The sequence below is a fragment of the Haliea alexandrii genome (assembly GCF_003719295.1).
GTDB lineage: Bacteria > Pseudomonadota > Gammaproteobacteria > Pseudomonadales > Halieaceae > Haliea > Haliea alexandrii.
Window position 1 is genome coordinate 1,354,161 of sequence record NZ_RFLW01000001.1, and the last position, 16,060, is coordinate 1,370,220.

Annotated in this window: 10 protein-coding genes; 5 read left to right on the forward strand and 5 right to left on the reverse strand. The window is 61.9% G+C overall.

What is annotated here, in order from left to right:
• Positions 1-1,197 carry a cytochrome P450 gene (locus tag EGJ68_RS06095; protein ID WP_123033586.1) on the forward strand — a complete coding sequence of 399 codons (1,197 nt, stop codon included), beginning with the start codon at positions 1-3 and terminating at the stop codon, positions 1,195-1,197.
• Between the two features lie 36 nt (positions 1,198-1,233).
• A complete protein-coding gene (locus EGJ68_RS06100; RefSeq protein WP_123033587.1) occupies positions 1,234-3,090 on the forward strand; it encodes a DUF3604 domain-containing protein in 1,857 nt (618 codons plus the stop codon).
• Here the strand turns inward: EGJ68_RS06100 and EGJ68_RS06105 are convergent.
• The 3 genes from EGJ68_RS06105 to EGJ68_RS06115 form a co-directional block, all read right to left on the reverse strand.
• Complete coding sequence (locus EGJ68_RS06105) at positions 3,061-5,508, reverse strand: patatin-like protein (RefSeq protein ID WP_123033588.1); 2,448 nt, start codon at positions 5,506-5,508, stop codon at positions 3,061-3,063. The two genes, EGJ68_RS06100 and EGJ68_RS06105, sit on opposite strands and share 30 nt — an antisense overlap.
• Entirely contained in the window at positions 5,505-8,531 is a 3,027-nt protein-coding gene (locus tag EGJ68_RS06110; protein WP_158283528.1) for a PAS domain S-box protein, read from the reverse strand. Before EGJ68_RS06110 ends, EGJ68_RS06105 begins: the two co-directional genes overlap by 4 nt.
• Before the next feature lie 217 nt (positions 8,532-8,748).
• A complete protein-coding gene (locus EGJ68_RS06115) occupies positions 8,749-10,935 on the reverse strand; it encodes a hypothetical protein (protein ID WP_123033590.1) in 2,187 nt (728 codons plus the stop codon).
• Positions 10,936-11,094: 159 nt separating this feature from the next.
• On the opposite strand from EGJ68_RS06115, the gene EGJ68_RS06120 reads away from it, so the two are divergent.
• The 3 genes from EGJ68_RS06120 to EGJ68_RS06130 are packed head-to-tail and all read left to right on the forward strand — an operon-like array spanning position 11,095 to position 14,252.
• A complete protein-coding gene (locus EGJ68_RS06120) occupies positions 11,095-12,318 on the forward strand; it encodes an efflux RND transporter periplasmic adaptor subunit (protein WP_123033591.1) in 1,224 nt (407 codons plus the stop codon).
• A gap of 19 nt (positions 12,319-12,337) precedes the next feature.
• Complete coding sequence (locus tag EGJ68_RS06125; protein ID WP_199227940.1) at positions 12,338-13,549, forward strand: ABC transporter permease; 1,212 nt, start codon at positions 12,338-12,340, stop codon at positions 13,547-13,549.
• The gene (locus tag EGJ68_RS06130; RefSeq protein WP_123033593.1) at positions 13,542-14,252 is read left to right on the forward strand and encodes an ABC transporter ATP-binding protein; all 711 of its coding nucleotides are present in this window, start codon (positions 13,542-13,544) and stop codon (positions 14,250-14,252) included. The genes EGJ68_RS06125 and EGJ68_RS06130 overlap by 8 nt, the downstream gene beginning before the upstream one ends.
• Here the strand turns inward: EGJ68_RS06130 and EGJ68_RS06135 are convergent.
• Entirely contained in the window at positions 14,249-14,644 is a 396-nt protein-coding gene (locus tag EGJ68_RS06135; RefSeq protein ID WP_123033594.1) for an acyl-CoA thioesterase, read from the reverse strand. The genes EGJ68_RS06130 and EGJ68_RS06135 overlap by 4 nt on opposite strands.
• A complete protein-coding gene (locus tag EGJ68_RS06140) occupies positions 14,641-16,026 on the reverse strand; it encodes an FAD-binding oxidoreductase (RefSeq protein ID WP_123033595.1) in 1,386 nt (461 codons plus the stop codon). Before EGJ68_RS06140 ends, EGJ68_RS06135 begins: the two co-directional genes overlap by 4 nt.
• Positions 16,027-16,060 lie beyond the last annotated feature (34 nt).

A 16,060-nucleotide genomic window follows, 5' to 3' on the forward strand; every position in this document is an offset into this window, starting at 1 on the left:
ATGGAGATTGATATCTACAGCCCGGACGCCTACGTGCAGGGTATTCCGCATGCCCAGTTCGCCTGGCTGCGCGAGCACGCGCCGGTGTACTGGCACCCCCATCCCGACGGGGGGGGTTACTGGGTACTGAGCAAGCATGCAGATATTGTTGCCGTATCACGCGACTTCAAGACCTTCTCTGCCCAGCGCGGTTTCGTCATGGTGGACGACATGTCACCGGAGATCCTGGGCATGGTGCAGAATCAGCTGCTGGGTATGGATCCGCCCAACCACGGCCCCATTCGCCGTGCGGTGATCACGCGCTTTACCTCGCGCCGCCTGGCGGAGCTGGAGCCGCGGGTGCGCGAGATTGCCCGGCGGATCATGGTCGATGCTCGCTGTGACACGGAAATCAATTTCGTCGATGATCTGGCAGGCGATCTGCCGACTGCGGTGATCTGCTCGCTGCTCGATATTCCCGAAGACATGTGGCCACAGATACGGCACTGGTCCGATGTGCAAACCTCCGGCTCGGACCCGGACCTGGGCGGCACGCCGCAGGAGGTCACTCAGGCGTCGATCGACATGGGCAGCTACGGCTACTCGCTGGCGGCTGAGCGCCGCGACGGCAAGGGAGAGGATCTCGTTTCGCTGCTGGTCAATCAGGAGATTGACGGTCACACCGTATCGGAGATGGAGTTCGCCTCTCTCTTTGTACAGCTCACGGTGGCCGGCAACGAAACCACGAGAGGCCTGATCAGCTCTGGTATGGATCAGCTGCTGCGCACTCCGGGCTTGTATCGACAGCTCGCGGCCAATCCCAGTGCATTGCCGCTGGCGATTGAAGAGATGTTGCGCTGGACCTGCCCGCTGCATTATTTCCGCCGCACGGCAACCTGCGATACGGAGATACGCGGGCAGCCGATCCGCGAGGGAGAGCGTGTGGTCATGTTATACAGCTCGGGCAATTTCGACGAGGACGTGTTTGCCGACCCGCTGCGCTTTGACATCACACGCACGCCGAATCCGCATCTCGCCTTCGGCCACGGCATTCACCTCTGCCTTGGCGCCAACCTGGCGCGCATGGAAGCGCGGATCTTCTTCGAGGAGTTCTTTCGTGCGTTCGCCGGTGTGGAGCGTGTGGGCGAGCCCGTGTTTATCCGCTCTAACAGTATTCACGCCTTCAAACAGATGCCGGTACGCTTGCTCGCCGCCTGAGCACGTACACACCGATAACAAGAACAGGAAACTACCATGCGTCGACTGCTTTCTACTGCCGTGTTGCTTTTGCCGATACTGGCCAGCGCACAGGAAAAAGCCCTGTTGTGGGGGGATACACACCTGCATACCACCTATTCCTCTGACGCCTTTGCCAACAACAACCTTCTGGCCGACCCGGATACGGCCTACCGGTACGCGCAGGGTTTGCCGGTGGTGCACCCCTTCCACCATGCCCGGCTGCAGATTGAAACGCCACTGGACTTTCTGGTGGTGTCTGACCACGCCGAATACATGGGGGTTATCCGCCACCTTTACTACAACGGGTCGTATGGCGTGGAGCTGGGTTTTGTCGATGGGCTCAAGGCCGATTTTGTGGGCTGGCTGCTGCGGCGGCGCGTGGACGCAGGCCGCGGCCGCGAGCTTTTCATGTCGGTTTTACCCAAGTCTACGGACGACCCACGCGAGGCCGCAGCGACTATGCGGGTAGGCTCCAGCATGATTCCGCCGATGTTGTCGGTGGAGGCGGACACCTGGCGCCAGATTGCCGAGACCGCTGATCGCTACAACGACCCCGGACGCTTTACCGCGCTGATCGGTTGGGAGTGGAGTTCGATTCCCGGGGGCGCAAACCTGCATCGGGTGGTGATGACCGACGGCGATGCGCGCAGTGCACGCAAATACCAACCCTTTGGTCTGGACGACAGCCAGTATCCTGAGGACCTGTGGCAGTGGCTGGCCGTCACCGCCGAGGAAACCGGTGACGACTTTATCGCGATTCCGCACAACGCGAATATTTCCAAGGGCTATATGTTTGATGAAACCACCTTGCGCGGTGAGCCGCTCAGCGAGGAGCTGGCCAGCGTGCGCAGTTATTGGGAGCCGGTGGCAGAAATCACGCAAATCAAGGGTGATTCCGAGACCCATCCAGCGCTATCACCCGACGATGCATTTGCGGATTTCGAGAATTACCCGTTCTACATTCAGCAGGACGCCAGCACGTACACACCCGCAGCGGGTGACTTCCTGCGCCCGGCCTTGTTGCGCGGGCTGGCCCTGGAAGCATCGTTGGGTGTAAACCCCTATCAACTGGGCTTTATCGGCTCTACGGATTCGCACACCAGCCTGTCTTCAGCTGAGGAAGACAACTTTCACGGCAAACTCGCCACCGACTCCATTCCCGAGAACAAGACAAACCGCTGGGCTGAGGAAGAGGGGCCCAGCGGCTGGGCGATGTCCGCCTCGGGGCTTGCAGCGGTCTGGGCGGAGAGCAACACGCGGGAATCCATACTGGAAGCAATGCGTCGGCGTGAAGTCTACGCCACCACGGGGCCGCGCATTGGCGTGCGGCTCTTCGCGGGCTGGAACCTGCCGGTGGTGGGCACAGACAGTGCGGAAGATTGGCAGGCTGCGGCGGCGGCCGGGGTACCCATGGGCGGTGAGCTCGCGGCAAGCGCGGGCATGGCTGGCCCCCAGATCCTGGTGCAAGCCTCGCGTGACCCGGTGGGTGCCAACCTCGACCGCATTCAGGTGATCAAGGGCTGGATTGATGCGGCCGGGGAGACGCACGAGCGTATCTATGACGTCGCCTGGTCGGATGCGCGCGAGCCGGATGCGGCGGGTGATCTCCCGCCCGTGGGCAATACGGTGAACCTGGCCACAGGCGAATGGGACAACAGTATTGGGGCGCCGCGCCTGGCCGCGCTTTGGCAGGACCCGGATTTCGACCCGTCACAGGCCGCGTTCTATTACGTGCGCGTGCTGCAGATTCCCACGCCGCGCCATTCACTGCTGGACGCGCTTGCACTGAAACAACGGGAGGCTGAGGGCTTCCCCTCTACCTTGCAGGAGCGCGCGTATACCTCACCGGTCTGGTATCGTCCCGGCAGTTGACGCGGCGGAATGGGTCTCCATGGCGTGTGCACTGGTTTCCAGGTCGGCGATCATCTCGCTGATCCCGGTCAGATGCGGCGCTTCGGCGCGCAGGACAGCCAGGAATAGCCGTCGCTTGTAGTCCTGCAGGTCGAGCCCCGCAGCAACGGCTTCCGGGGCCGCACTGCCGACAATATCCACCAGCCGTTCCGCGGCGGTCAGGCGGCCCCAGAGGTAGTCGTTCTCGCGGAAGCGGCGGGAAAAAAACGCACCGAAATTGCCGAACTGTACGCCCTTGAGAATCTCCCGCGCGCCGCCCTGGCGCAGGCTGTTGGCATCGTCAACCGCAATACGATCGACCTTGATCTGTTCCAGGGTATCCATTTCCCGGCTCTGGCTCATGGGGTAGGTCAGTACATCGTAATGCGCAAAGCCCAGATAGGTGGTGAGCACTTCACGCATCATGCCCCGGGCGCCGACTTCGCCACACCATGTCGCCAGGTCACTTTCCAGGGCCGCGTCGAACTCGACCAGGTTTAAGCGCTCACGCACCCTGACCAGAAAAGCGTTCAAGTGGTCATCGAGGCATTCGGTCGAGGGGCGCTGCAGGTGCTCGCCGCGCCAGTCCATGTGTTCGCGCAGCGTCTCCGCGCGGGCGTAGAGCCGCAATTTAAGCCGATCGAGATGCTCGCGGTACTCGGCAATCGTTAGTGTATCCGGGTCGGTGTACAGCTCGTTCACACGGCGAATCAGCAGCATGACCCGGCGCAGCCGGTGGCGCATATCGTAATTCCGCAGGAAGCGCACCCAGGGCGCACCCTCTTGATACCGCGCGCTGCTTGCGGTGTCACCCAGCGGGCGGATGCGTGCCATGCGCGCCCAGGCCTGTAGCCGGGCCACGGCGTCGGCGCGTGTCAGCCCGCGCGTGCTGCGTTGAAACAGTTCCGCCAATTCATCCAGCAAGCCGAACACTTTCAGGCGAGAGTAGCCTTCGTAGGCGTATCCTGCGTCTGCGGCGGCACGCATATTCGCCTCCTTGCCCCAGTGCGCAATGGTCACCGCCGTGGGTGTGGTGGTGAGCGTGCTTTCGAGGTGGCTGCCGATGGCCGCGAGCACCTGGCTGCGAACGCGGTCGGCGACCTCGCGGTGCAGGTGCACCTTGTTGTTGAAGGCGGCAATCCAGTCCAGATCATCGCGGATGGGCTGGTGGCGCGGGATGGTCGAGAGCGCGCCGAGGATGGTGGTAAAGAAGCCGGGTGCTTCGCGCGCTGTCTCGCGCTCCGGCTCCGGGTTCGGTTCCAGGTACACCAGCCGGCGGTCTGTTTCCCGGTGCGCCGGGTGCCGCTGCACCGCGTCGAGCGCCACGGATACGGGCTTGTTCATTAATACGCTGCCGTCGATGAAGGCGGCCTCGTCCGCGCGCTCGCCAGCGCGCCGGGCACCGCGCAGCTGACGGGCAATAAAGGCGCTCCTGCCGGCCCAGTGGGTGCTGCGCTGTTCCAGTACCGCATCCATCTCCGCCATACGCAGGGGCGGGAACGCGCCGGGAAAACTGCTGGTGGCGCGCGCGGCAAACGCCAGTGAGGGCAGGTGGTCGCGGCCCAGTGTGGAGGGGTGCAGGTCGCAGTTTTGGCTGAACTGGTGATGGAAGTGGAACGTGTGACGGTGTTCGCGTTCGCGCACGGTCGCAGGGTCGTGCAGCGGTATGGTTTGCGGTGACCCCCAGAAGTCTGTGGTAGTCACGAACAGTTCGAGGGGCAGTCCGGGCGGCAGGAGTGACTGGCAGCCATCGGCCTGTTCTTCGCCGAGGGATTCCAGAGCGTCGAGCATCATGTTGCTCATGGTGTGGCCAGAGAAAGGTGGCTCGAACCAGCGCGAGCGCATGAACAGGGACAGGTTCTGCAGCACCTCGGGGTCTTCGCCCGCACCACCCGCTCGGCGGTTACGGCGTTTGCGCAGCAGCCCCGCGAACCAGAACAACGGGCGCATGTAAAGTTTGGACAGGCGCGAGGGCCGCGCTGCCGGGTCGAGCAGTGCCTCGATGTCGGCAAGGTCCAGCCAGAGCTTGCGATGCGCATCCAGCGACAGGTCGAAGGCCAGCGCGCGCGCAAGCATGATGCCGTTGATGCCGCCGGCGGAGGCGCCCGCGATCACGTCCACCAGTGCGCGCAGGCGCACATGCCCGCCAATCTGTTGCAACAGTTCAAAGTACACGGTTTCGGTGTCAAGCTCACCGCGATGGGGCGCGGCATCGGTATAGCTTGTGCCATCCGCCGCATCCTCTGGTACAGCGTGGTAGGCGCGCGAGGCGCGAACAAGTTTGAGGATTTCCCGTGTGACACCGTGCATGTACACCGCGAGCGACACGCCGCCATAGCACACCAAGGCAAGTCGCAGTTCCCGTTCGGGTACGGCGTGGGTGGTATTGCGTTCTGTCACGCGCTGGGACTCTGTGACGCGACGCTCGTCAAGGTGGCGAGAAGCTCAGTGACTTGAAAGGGTTTGGACAGGTAGCCGTCCATGCCGGCTTCGAGAAAACGTGACTTGTCGCCCTGCAGCGCATGTGCCGTGAGGGCGAGTATCGGTACTCGTGACCTTGATCCACCTTCTTTGGCGCGGATCTGTATCGTGGCTTCCACACCGTCGATGACGGGCATTTGAATATCCATCAGGATAATATCGAACCGTTGCTCCGCTGCCAGCCTGACAGCTTTGCTGCCGTCTTCTGCCAGCACTACGGTGTGTCCTCGCGATGTGAGTATCGTGGTCGCAACTTTTTGGTTGACCGGGTTGTCTTCAGCCAAGAGGATAACGAGTGGACGCAGCGCGGTTTCGGCAGATGTGCTCTCAATTTGAGCCGGAAGCTCGGCGGAGCCTGCCTCCGCAACGTGCTCACGCTTTCCGGTAGCGACCGGCAGTTCCAGATCAAAAGCAAATGTACTGCCGACTCCCGGAGCACTTTGCAACTGCATCTTTGAATTCATCAAGTGCAAAAGGCTGGCGCAGATGGTTAGCCCGAGCCCTGTTCCGCCATACATGCGTGTATCGGAGCTGTCAGCTTGGGCAAAAGCCTCAAAGATGAGTGATTTTCGTTCGGCGGCGATGCCCCGTCCGGTATCTTTTACGGCAAATTGGATGGTCACCCGTCCGTTGGTTCGCCGCCGGACTTGCCGGACGTTCACCTGGATCGATCCACGGTCAGTATATTTGATCGCATTATCTATCAGATTCAACAATACCTGACGTACACGGGTAGGGTCGCCGACAACCAATTCAGGCAGTTTTTCGTCAATTTTAATGACGAGATCAATACCCTTTTTCTGCGACCTCAGAATGCCGTGATCAATGATGTTTTGCAGAATCAAGCTCGGGTTGAACTCAATATGCTCGAGCGTGAGCTTGCTCGCCTCAATCTTGGAATAGTCGAGAACGTCGTTGATGAGTCGGGTCAGTGTGCGTGCAGACTCGATGACGGTGTCCAGATAGCTGCGCTGTTCCTCCATGGTCGCAAGATCGATGGCCAGTGTAGACATGCCAACAATACCGTTCAGCGGGGTGCGGAATTCATGACTCATGCTGGCCAGGAACAAGCTCTTGGCCTGATTGGCTGCATCTGCCTGGGCCTTGGCTGCGCGCAAATCGGACTCGGTCTTTTTCCATTCGGTGACATCGCGAAAAACCGCGACGTAGCGAAGCTCATTCTGCATCTTCATGGACGAGAGGGAGACCTCAACGTCGAAGTAGTGTCCGCTACTATGCAATGCGCGGGTCTGTACGCGTTCTGCCTTTTCGCCGGCAGCGGTCGAGCGGGTGGCATGCTGTTTAGCCAGCGCAGGCAAGCTTTCCTCGACATCAATAAGATCGTAGAGCGTCTTATTTGTGATGTCGTCACTGCTCAGTCCAAACATGGCCTTTAGTGCTCTATTGCCGGATTGGATGCTTCCGTTTTCGCCAATGGTCGCCACTCCATCAGCAATGCTGTTCAGGGTGATTCTCTGAAGTATTTCGCTGTGCGCGAGTGCGCGCTCCGCGGCCTGCTTGCTGCCTTCGGCCCGATAAGCCATGATCAGATTGCCGGCGGTCGACAGTAAGAGGTCCAGCCTGGCAATGACCTTCTCATCGTAGCCTTCATTGCGGTTGGCCAGGCCTACCATCCCCACCATGACGCCACCACTGTATATGGGGATTCCGAGAAACGTGTCCAGGGACGGGTGTCCGTTTGGCAGGCCACCACGTCGTTTGTCGGTGGCGGCAGAATTTGCAATCAGCGCCTCTCCACTGGTCATCACCCGTCCAAACAGAGTGTCGAGGTTGCGAAACTCCAGTCCTTCATTCACAGAGGCTGCGTAGTGCAGACGAGTTTCTTCATTCCATGCGATGTTGGTCAGTGCATGGCTTCTGAGGAAGGGCGCTCCCGACGCGTCGGAGAGTACTTCGCCGACAAAGCCGTAGGCGCTTTCCGAGACGTGTAGCAGACTGTCGAGCAGAATTTCGAACGGGTTGCGGCTGGTCCGGTCCGCGACAAACTGTGACAGAGAGTCGTTGATCGCCCTGAGCATATTGTTAGCGGATTGAATCCCGTCGGTCAGTTCCTTCTCTTGGGTGTATTTGCGGCCAACCAGGAATAGCTTGCTGCCATCTGCGGCAGCTGCGCCGCTAATGTGCACCCACACATAATGACCTCGTTTGTGCCTGATTCGGGTTGTGTGGACACCAACTTGCTGCGATGCGTTCATCTCACGGACGATAGCAAGGGTTTTTTCAAGATCGTCTGGGTGTATAAAATCTGCCCAAGGCGCTGCACCAAGCTCTTCTGGTGTGTAGTCCAACGCGTGACACAGCGCAGGGTTGGCTCGTTCGAGATAACCCTCGTTGTTGGCTACGGCCATGAATTGATCGGAGAGTCGGAACAGTTGAATGACGGAGTCTTCTGCCTTCTGATACCTTTCTATGGAACTCAGGTAAGCGTTCTGTGCGACGGCTCGCAACTCCGACTCAATGACCCCCGCGAGGTCCTCTAGCCCTGCCAGGGTGGCGGGGGTGAATGTTCTGACCCGCGTATCCAGTACACAGAGAGTGCCCAGGCGCCGGCCCAGTGAATCTGTCACCATCACGCCCGCATAGGCACGGATGTGGGGGGGGCCGAGAACGAGCAGGTTGTCGTGAAAACGGGCGTCCAATGTTGCGTCAGGGATGACCATTCTGCCGTCTGCTGCAGAAATTGTGTGGTCGCAAAATGAGACGTCCCGTGCGGTTTGCTGGACCTGTAGACCAATCCGCGCTTTGAACCATTGTCGTTCACGATCAACCAGGCTGAAAACGGCCATCGGCGCGTCCAGCAGAAGTGCAGCAAGTTTCACAACGCGGTCAAAGCGCTCCTCTGGCACGGAGTCCAGCATGCCGCTCTCGTAGACGCCCTTGAGACGCCACTCTTCTAGTTCGGGGGGGGTGCCGTGGGGCATGTGGGAATGCTCCTGCCGTGATCGATGATCTGAGCTTACTGAACTCCAGTCAGCTTTCATACGATAGTCAGTGAATGCAGCTAACATAGCACCCGCGGAACCGGCAGGCTACCTCGGTGCCTCAGTGCAGTAGCGCTGGCCCGGATTCATCCTCACACTACGCGGTGCACCCCAGCTGGCGGGTAGAAGCGCATAGGCTGCGGTCATGCGGTGTGCGCTATACTGGCGCCAGAAATGTTCTCGCGAAGCGCAATGTACCCACGAGGATGCCGCCGTCTCGTGCATCAGCCTCCACGATGAGTATTCCCTGGGGCTGCCCCTGACCCAGCGCCGCGCTGCGCCGCAGATTGAATCCGTTGAGGAAGATATCGGTGCGTGTGAGGTGGCTGTCGACGGAGAATCGCGCGTAGCGATTCCAGGCCACCAGGCGCGCGACGGGAATGCTCTGCTGCACCTGTTCGGCGGTCGCCGGTCGACCCCGTGTACGCAGTATCAGTCGCCCGGGGCCACCGCTGCAGCGCGCGGTGTGGAATATCATACGTCCCATCAGCAAGGTGGCCACGCGCAGACTGATGACGGTACGCAATTCCACATGCGCATTCATGGCGACAAAATTGCGGTAGCTGAACACCACTTCTTCGCCCTCGGCCATCTCCCAGTCCACGAGGTGTTCTGCCTCCACTGCGTTGAATGTGAGGCTGCTGCCCTCTGCTAGTGGCATCGCCACATGGCTCATGTTCCAGGCGCCGTAGCGCAGGCGCGAGAGCAGTGAGGCACGCCATTGCGGAATACTGAACCGCGGTGCCGGCCCAAGGGGCTGGTAGTTGGCCTTGTAGTACATGTCGTGGGCATAGTCTGCGCCCACATTGACCTCCTGACGTTGCCGCACAGTGCCCTGGGCGGGTGTTCCATCCAGCTCCAGCAGGTCTACCTCGATGTCCGTTGAGCGATCGAAAACCACGCGGGCAAACACGTACAGGATGCTCTTGATGGCGATCACTATCAGCCATAACAGCATCAGCTGCTGGGTAGCGTGGCTCGCGGTGCGGAAGCGCGCAATGGCGTTGCTGGTTGCTGACTCGGCGTCGTTCAGGCGCACATGTAGCCGCTTGCGCGCTTCGGGTACCCAATAGCCTTGCGTTTCCCCCTCCAGGTTGGAGCCGAGGCCGCGCATATGGGCGATAAATTTCCGCTCTGACTGCGCCCGTGACTTGCGATAGGCATTGTTTAGCTCACTGATAACCAGGTTTTTCGCGCCACAGGGCACGTCGGGAAAGCGGCAGCGTGAGGTGCGCATGCCAGTGGAGATGGGCACTACCGCGAACAGGCGGCGTGCTTCGCGCTCGGCAACATCAGGCACACGCTCGACGTTCTGGTCCACGCTTGCAAGTGCCGCGGTCAGTTGGAGTCGTTGTGCCTGGTAGGTGCGTGCCACCGTGCGATCGATATTACTGAAAACATCAAGCCGGGTGACCGCCCAGTCGGCGGCCGTGTCTCTGTCGGGAGGGCAGGAAAACGCTGAGGCCCTGAAGGCAGGATCTTCCGGGAACGGCAGTGGCGGGACGTAGGCACAGCGTGCTTGCGTGGAGAGTTCAGAAGGTGGCACCTCGGTGATTTGCTCCGGCAGCAAGCGCGCGCTGCCCGGGGGGCAGACCAGCACCGTCTCGCCATCGAGGGCATCCAGGGTGCAGTAGGGGATAACCGAGCCGCTGGCATAGAGCGCCGCTTCACCGCTTTCGCTGAGTCGGCCTCCGAGATGCAGGCCAGCGCCAATCAACAGCAACATGGGCCACCAGAGGGCCAGGGTTTTCATGATCAGGGCGCGCATATTGTTGCGCCCGAGTTCGCGCGCCAGGGGCAGGTTCTGGCGCACGGATTCGACGGCGAGGCGCGCCACAACCAGGGTGAGCAGGCAAAGGGCGCTGGCGCTGAGTGACAGTGTGTCATCCAGCTGCCACAGGGCCAGCAACGTGAAAGCGAACAATGCGAAGGGGCCTGACATCACCTGCCCTTGCAGCACGAAGAGTATGCCGACCGCGACCGCCGCAGCGATGTAGACGCTGTTGATGCCATCAAAGTGCTGTCCGATGGGGCTCGCGGCCAGTGTGATCAACAGAAAGGGCAGCACGGCAAGGAGGAAGCGACGTGCCTGCAGGCGGCGCGCCAGCCACCAGGCCAGACCCGCAAGCGCCAGCGCACCGGGACCGAAAGGGTTGTCGATGATGCCAAACGAATAGCGCTCATCCAGCCTGCCTGGCCAGGTGTGCGGCAACAGCAGGTCAGCGCGAACGGCGGGCAGGAGTCCCAGCAGTGCAACAAACCAGAACGCGTCGCCGGCAGGTGCTGATTGCCGGGCGTGTTGATCGGGGCTTGGCGGCGGTGGTTCGGGGGTTGTTGTTGTCATTTTACGGCCCCTGTTTTTCGCTTCATGCCCGAAGTGTAGCAAAATCGCTGGAGCGGTTTTTCTCAGGACGCCCGGCCCGTGATCACGCCACATGCCCGCGTTGCTGCACCGGGTCTGTGTTAGTCTTTTGTCTATTCTCGTTATTTGGCAGAAAACGCATTGGCCCGCTATCGCACTCACACGTTATTTCTACTGCTGGCGGCTGCGGCGGCGTTTGCGCTGTGGTTCTGGTGGCGCGATCCCGCAGTGCCGGTATACGAAGTTAGCGCCATGCCGCTCGAGCAGACCGTTGTCGCGTCCGGTCGCGTCGCGGCAGTGTCGCGAGCGCAAGTGAGCACAGAAATGACTGGCGTGGTACTGGAGCGGCGGGTGCGCGAGGGCGACCGGGTGGAACCGGGCGATGTGCTGCTGGTGCTCAGGGCCGATGAACTCAGGGCCCAGGTGGAGCAGGCGGAAGCCGCGCTGCAACAGCTGCAGACAACCACCCGGCCGCAGGCGGAGCTGGCTTTGACCCGCGCCGGGGCAACGCTCTCTCAGGCGCGCCGGGAGGCGCAACGGCGGCGTGACCTCACAGCGCGCGGACTGTTATCCCGAGAGGCACTGGAGCAGGCGGAGGAGGAGGAAGTACTGGCACAGAACGCCGCAGAGGCCGCCCGGGTGGCGGCGGCGGCCGTGGCGCCGGGTGGTACCGAGGAGGCGGTGCTGCGGGCGCGCCTGGCCTCGTTGCAGGCACAGTTGGCCCGTACCACAGTACGAGCGGAAGTGGCGGGTACGGTGCTGACCCGCGACGTGGAGCCCGGTGACCTGGTGCAGCCCGGTAAAGTGCTCTTCACCATGGCACGCGAGGGGGACACCGAGATTCGCGTACCGCTGGATGAGAAAAATCTGGCCTACCTGGCATTACAGCAACCGGCGGTAGTGTTGGCGGATGCGTTTCCCCAGCGGCCCTTCAAGGCCCGGCTCAGTTTTTTGGCGCCGCGCGTCGATCCGGAGCGTGGCACGGTGGAAGCCCACCTGTCAGTGGCACCGGTGCCGGTGTTCCTGCGCGAAGACATGACCGTGTCTGTGACTATCCAGACGGGAAGCCGCGAGCGGGCGCTGGTGCTGCCCAATGACGCCCTGTCGGCCATTCAGGGGAGTCGCGCGCAGGTGTTGCGCGTGCGCGAGGGCAAGCTGCAGCGCGTGGACGTGGAGCTGGGGCTGAGGGGCACGGTGTTGTCGGAGATCAGTGCCGGGCTCGCGAGGGGTGACCTGGTGCTGGTCGACCCCGTTAGCGGGTTGACAGCCGGAACGCGGATACGCGCAGTGCGCAGCCCCCTGCCGGTGAGTGAAAACGCGGCAGACGACAGCAGCCGCAATGAACTGCCCGTGCAGTTCGACTGAGCGCCCTGTGCGATCCCCTGTGTTGAAGTTGTGGACGGCCTGGGTGCTGGCTCTGCAGTTTCTGCGCGATGGGCGCGGGCAGACGGTCACCATCATGGTGGGGGTAGCGGTTGGCGTTGCTGTGGTGGTATTCGTGAGCGCCCTTATTCAGGGCCTGCAAGCGAATATCGTACAGCGCACCTTGGGCACGCAGGCGCACATCCGCGTACTGTCGCCGGATGAGTTGAACCTCAGGCCGGCAAGCCCGGCGGGTACGCTGCAGCTGGTGTGGGAAGACAAGCGCGCCCAGCGGCGCCGCTCCATCAACAACTGGCAGCAGGTGGTGGCAACGCTGGATGCCCTGCAATCGGTGCGCGCGGTGTCGCCGGTAATCGCCGGCCCCGCGTTTGCCGGGCGCGGCGCCGCCCTGGAGTCCGTGGCGCTGACCGGTATCGACCTGCTGCGCTATCAGCGCATCATCCCCCTGTCGGACTACATCAAGGAGGGCCGTGCGCGCCTCGAACCCGGTGAAGCGATGATCGGCAGTGAACTCGCGACCACGCTCGGCCTGCGTGTGGGCGACAAGTTGCGCCTGGACACGGGCAGGCAGAACCCGGCGGTGGTGAATGTGGTGGCGGTTTTCGAGTTGGGGGTGCGCGAGCTGGATGCGCGCAATGTTTACCTCGGCTTGAAGCAGGCTCAGGCGTTGCTCAGCCTGCCCGGCGGGGTGACCCAGCTCGACCTGGTGGTAGACGATATATTTGCCGCCGATAGGATTGCCCAGCGGATTGCCCGGCTCACCGCGTTGCAGGCGGAGAGCTGGATGGAAAAGAACGCCCAGCTGATGAACGCACTGAGCGCCCAGAGCCTGTCGACCAACATGATTATCGTGTTCGTCTCGCTGTCGGTGGCGTTTGGCATCGCCAGCGTACTGTCGGTGAGTGTGGTACAACGCACGCGGGAAATCGGCATTCTCCGCGCCATGGGGGCCGGTCGCCAGCAGGTATTGCAGGTGTTTTTGATACAGGGCGCTCTCTACGGCTTGATCGGCGCCCTGATCGGAATCGCGGGTGCTTATGTGCTGGTTTGGGTGTTCAATACTTTCGGCCCCGGACTCTTCTATATCCCGGTTCCCACCACGCTGGTGCTGTTCGCCCTCGCCCTGGCCACCGTGGTGGGGGTGCTCGCCGCCGCAGTCCCTGCACGACGTGCCGCAATGCTCGATCCCGTTGTGGCTATTCGCTATGTCTGAAATGCAGGATGCCGTACTGCGCCTGGCGGGGCTGCGCAAATCCTACAACGAGGGGCGGCCCAACGAAGCTGAGGTGCTGCACGGCCTGGATCTGTTGATTGGGCGCAAGGACTTCGCCGCACTGATCGGGCCCTCGGGTTCGGGCAAGAGCACCTTGCTCAACCTGATCGGTCTGCTGGACCAACCCAGCGCCGGTGAACTTTACCTGCTCGGTGAGCCCACCCGTACCATGGACGATGCTGGCCGCACTCGCCTGCGCGGGGAGTCGATCGGTTTCGTGTTCCAGTTTCATCACCTGATACAGGCGTTTTCGGCCCTGGATAACGTGCTGATGCCGCTCATGTTGCGCCACGGGCGGCCAAGCCCGGGGGCAGTTGACCGGGCGCGGGGCCTGCTCGCCGCCGTGGGGTTGGAAAAATTCGCACAAACGCGGCCCAATCAGCTCTCTGGTGGCCAGCAGCAGCGGGTGGCGATTGCCCGGGCGCTGGTAACAGAGCCCGCCCTGCTGCTGGCGGATGAGCCTACGGGCAACCTCGACACGCACACGGCGGCGGAAGTCTTCGAGCTCATGCGCCGCTTCGGTCGCGAGGCGGGGTGTGCCGTGCTGCTGGTGACCCACGACCCGCGCCTGTCGGCCGCCTGCGACCGCACCATTGACCTGGTTGACGGACGTATCGTCAGCGATACGAACAGCGTGGCCTAGGGCTTGCCCTCGATGTTTGCCTCCGGGCCCGGCCAGGCGTAGCCGTGGGGCAGGGGCGCGCCGTCGTCGTCCAGGTTCACAAATACAATACGGTCGATGGAGATGATGGTCTGTTTGGTCAGCTTGTTCCTGACTTCGGCCCGCAGCGTGACCGAGGTGCGGCCGCAGGCGATCACTTCCACGCCCATTTCAATGATGTCGCCCTGGTGGGCGGAGCTGACGAAATTGATTTCCGACATGAACTTGGTGACCAGGTGCCGGTTCCCGCCCAGCTGGCACATGGCGTAGATGACGGCCTCTTCGTCGATCCAGCTGAGCAACTGGCCCCCGAACAGGCTGCCGTGCGGGTTCAGGTTTTCTGGCTTGACCCATTTACGCGAATAGAACTTCATGCTGTTGTCTCTGTCGGTGGCAGGACCTTGCCCGGGTTCAGCAGGCCTTTGGGGTCCAGCGCCTGTTTTAACGTGCGCATGAGGGCAATTTCTGCCGGCGAACGGCTGCAGTGCAGGAACTCGCGCTTCTCCAGGCCGATACCATGTTCGGCCGACACTGAGCCGTGCAGCGGCACCAGATGCTCGTAGACAATGCGCTCGATACGGTGACGCTCGTGGGCGGGGCCAATGCCGAGATGCAGGTTGCCATCGCCCATGTGGCCGAAGCACACCAGCCTCGCGCCGGGGCACTGTTGTTCCAGGGCGGCGAGCAGGTCGTTGATGTAGCTGTCCATATGTCGAATGGGCAGGCTGATGTCGAAGATCGCGATGGGGTTGATGCAGTGCACCAGCGCTTCCACATCATCGCGCATGGCCCAGAGCTGGTCGGCCTGCTGGCCGCTCTGCGCGATCACCGCATCGGCCACATGGCCGTCTTCCAGTAGGCCAGCCATCACCGCCGTGAATTGCGCCTCCAGGGTTTCGCTGTCCGCGCCTTGCGCCTCCACCAATACATAGAAGGCGTGGTGCGTGGGCAGGAAGGCCTGATGGCGCTGGGTTTCCTCCACCAACAGATGGTAGTGGTTATTCCACATGACTTCAAAGGCGCTGAGCTTGCCTTCGAGGTCGGTGCCCAGGCGCCGCAGCACCTGCAGCAGGGATGAAAAATGCTCCACCGCGACCAAGGCCGTCTGGGTGGCACGGGGTGCCGGGCGCAGCCGCAGCACCGCCCGGGTGACAATGCCCAGCGTGCCCTCGGAGCCGATGAACAGTTGCTTGAGGTCGTACCCCGCATTGTTCTTCAGCATTTCGTTCATCGAGCTGATGACGGTGCCATCGGCAAGTACCGCTTCCAGTCCCAGTACCTGTTCCCGCGCCATGCCGTAGCGCACCACACTGTTGCCGCCGGCGTTGGTGGCGATCATGCCGCCGACATGGGCACTGCCTCGCGCACCGAAGTCTACGGCAAAGAGCCAGCCTGCAGCCGCAGCCGCGTCCTGCACGGTTTGCACAATGGCACCGGCCTGCACCGTCATCACACCGGCGATGTCGTCCAGTTGCTCGATGGCCTGCATTCTTTCCAGCGCGATCACGATGTCGCTGCCGGTACAGGTGATACCGTCTACCAGGCCGCTCAGTCCGCCCCAAGGCACCACACTCTGGTTGTGTGCGTGGCAGATGCGCATCACCGCTGACAGCTCTTCGGTGCTCGCGGGCCGCACAATGGCCATGGCCTCGCACTGTCCCTGCCACCAGCTGTGGTTGGGGCGTGCGCGCACATCTTCGCCCGTGAGTACCCCCTTGGTGCCGACAACAGCGTGAATTTCATCAATGATGCGCATGCAACGTTTCCCGGTTGTTCTCTCAACGATAGAC

Bases quoted from the DNA above. Each gene is read 5' to 3' on its own strand.
- EGJ68_RS06095 (WP_123033586.1), top strand. From the start codon at position 1: ATGGAGATTGATATCTACAGCCCGGACGCCTACGTGCAGGGTATTCCG.
- EGJ68_RS06100 (WP_123033587.1), top strand. From the start codon at position 1,234: ATGCGTCGACTGCTTTCTACTGCCGTGTTGCTTTTGCCGATACTGGCC.
- EGJ68_RS06110 (WP_158283528.1), bottom strand. From the start codon at position 8,531: ATGCCCCACGGCACCCCCCCCGAACTAGAAGAGTGGCGTCTCAAGGGC.
- EGJ68_RS06115 (WP_123033590.1), bottom strand. From the start codon at position 10,935: ATGACAACAACAACCCCCGAACCACCGCCGCCAAGCCCCGATCAACAC.
- EGJ68_RS06130 (WP_123033593.1), top strand. From the start codon at position 13,542: ATGTCTGAAATGCAGGATGCCGTACTGCGCCTGGCGGGGCTGCGCAAA.
- EGJ68_RS06135 (WP_123033594.1), bottom strand. From the start codon at position 14,644: ATGAAGTTCTATTCGCGTAAATGGGTCAAGCCAGAAAACCTGAACCCG.
- EGJ68_RS06140 (WP_123033595.1), bottom strand. From the start codon at position 16,026: ATGCGCATCATTGATGAAATTCACGCTGTTGTCGGCACCAAGGGGGTA.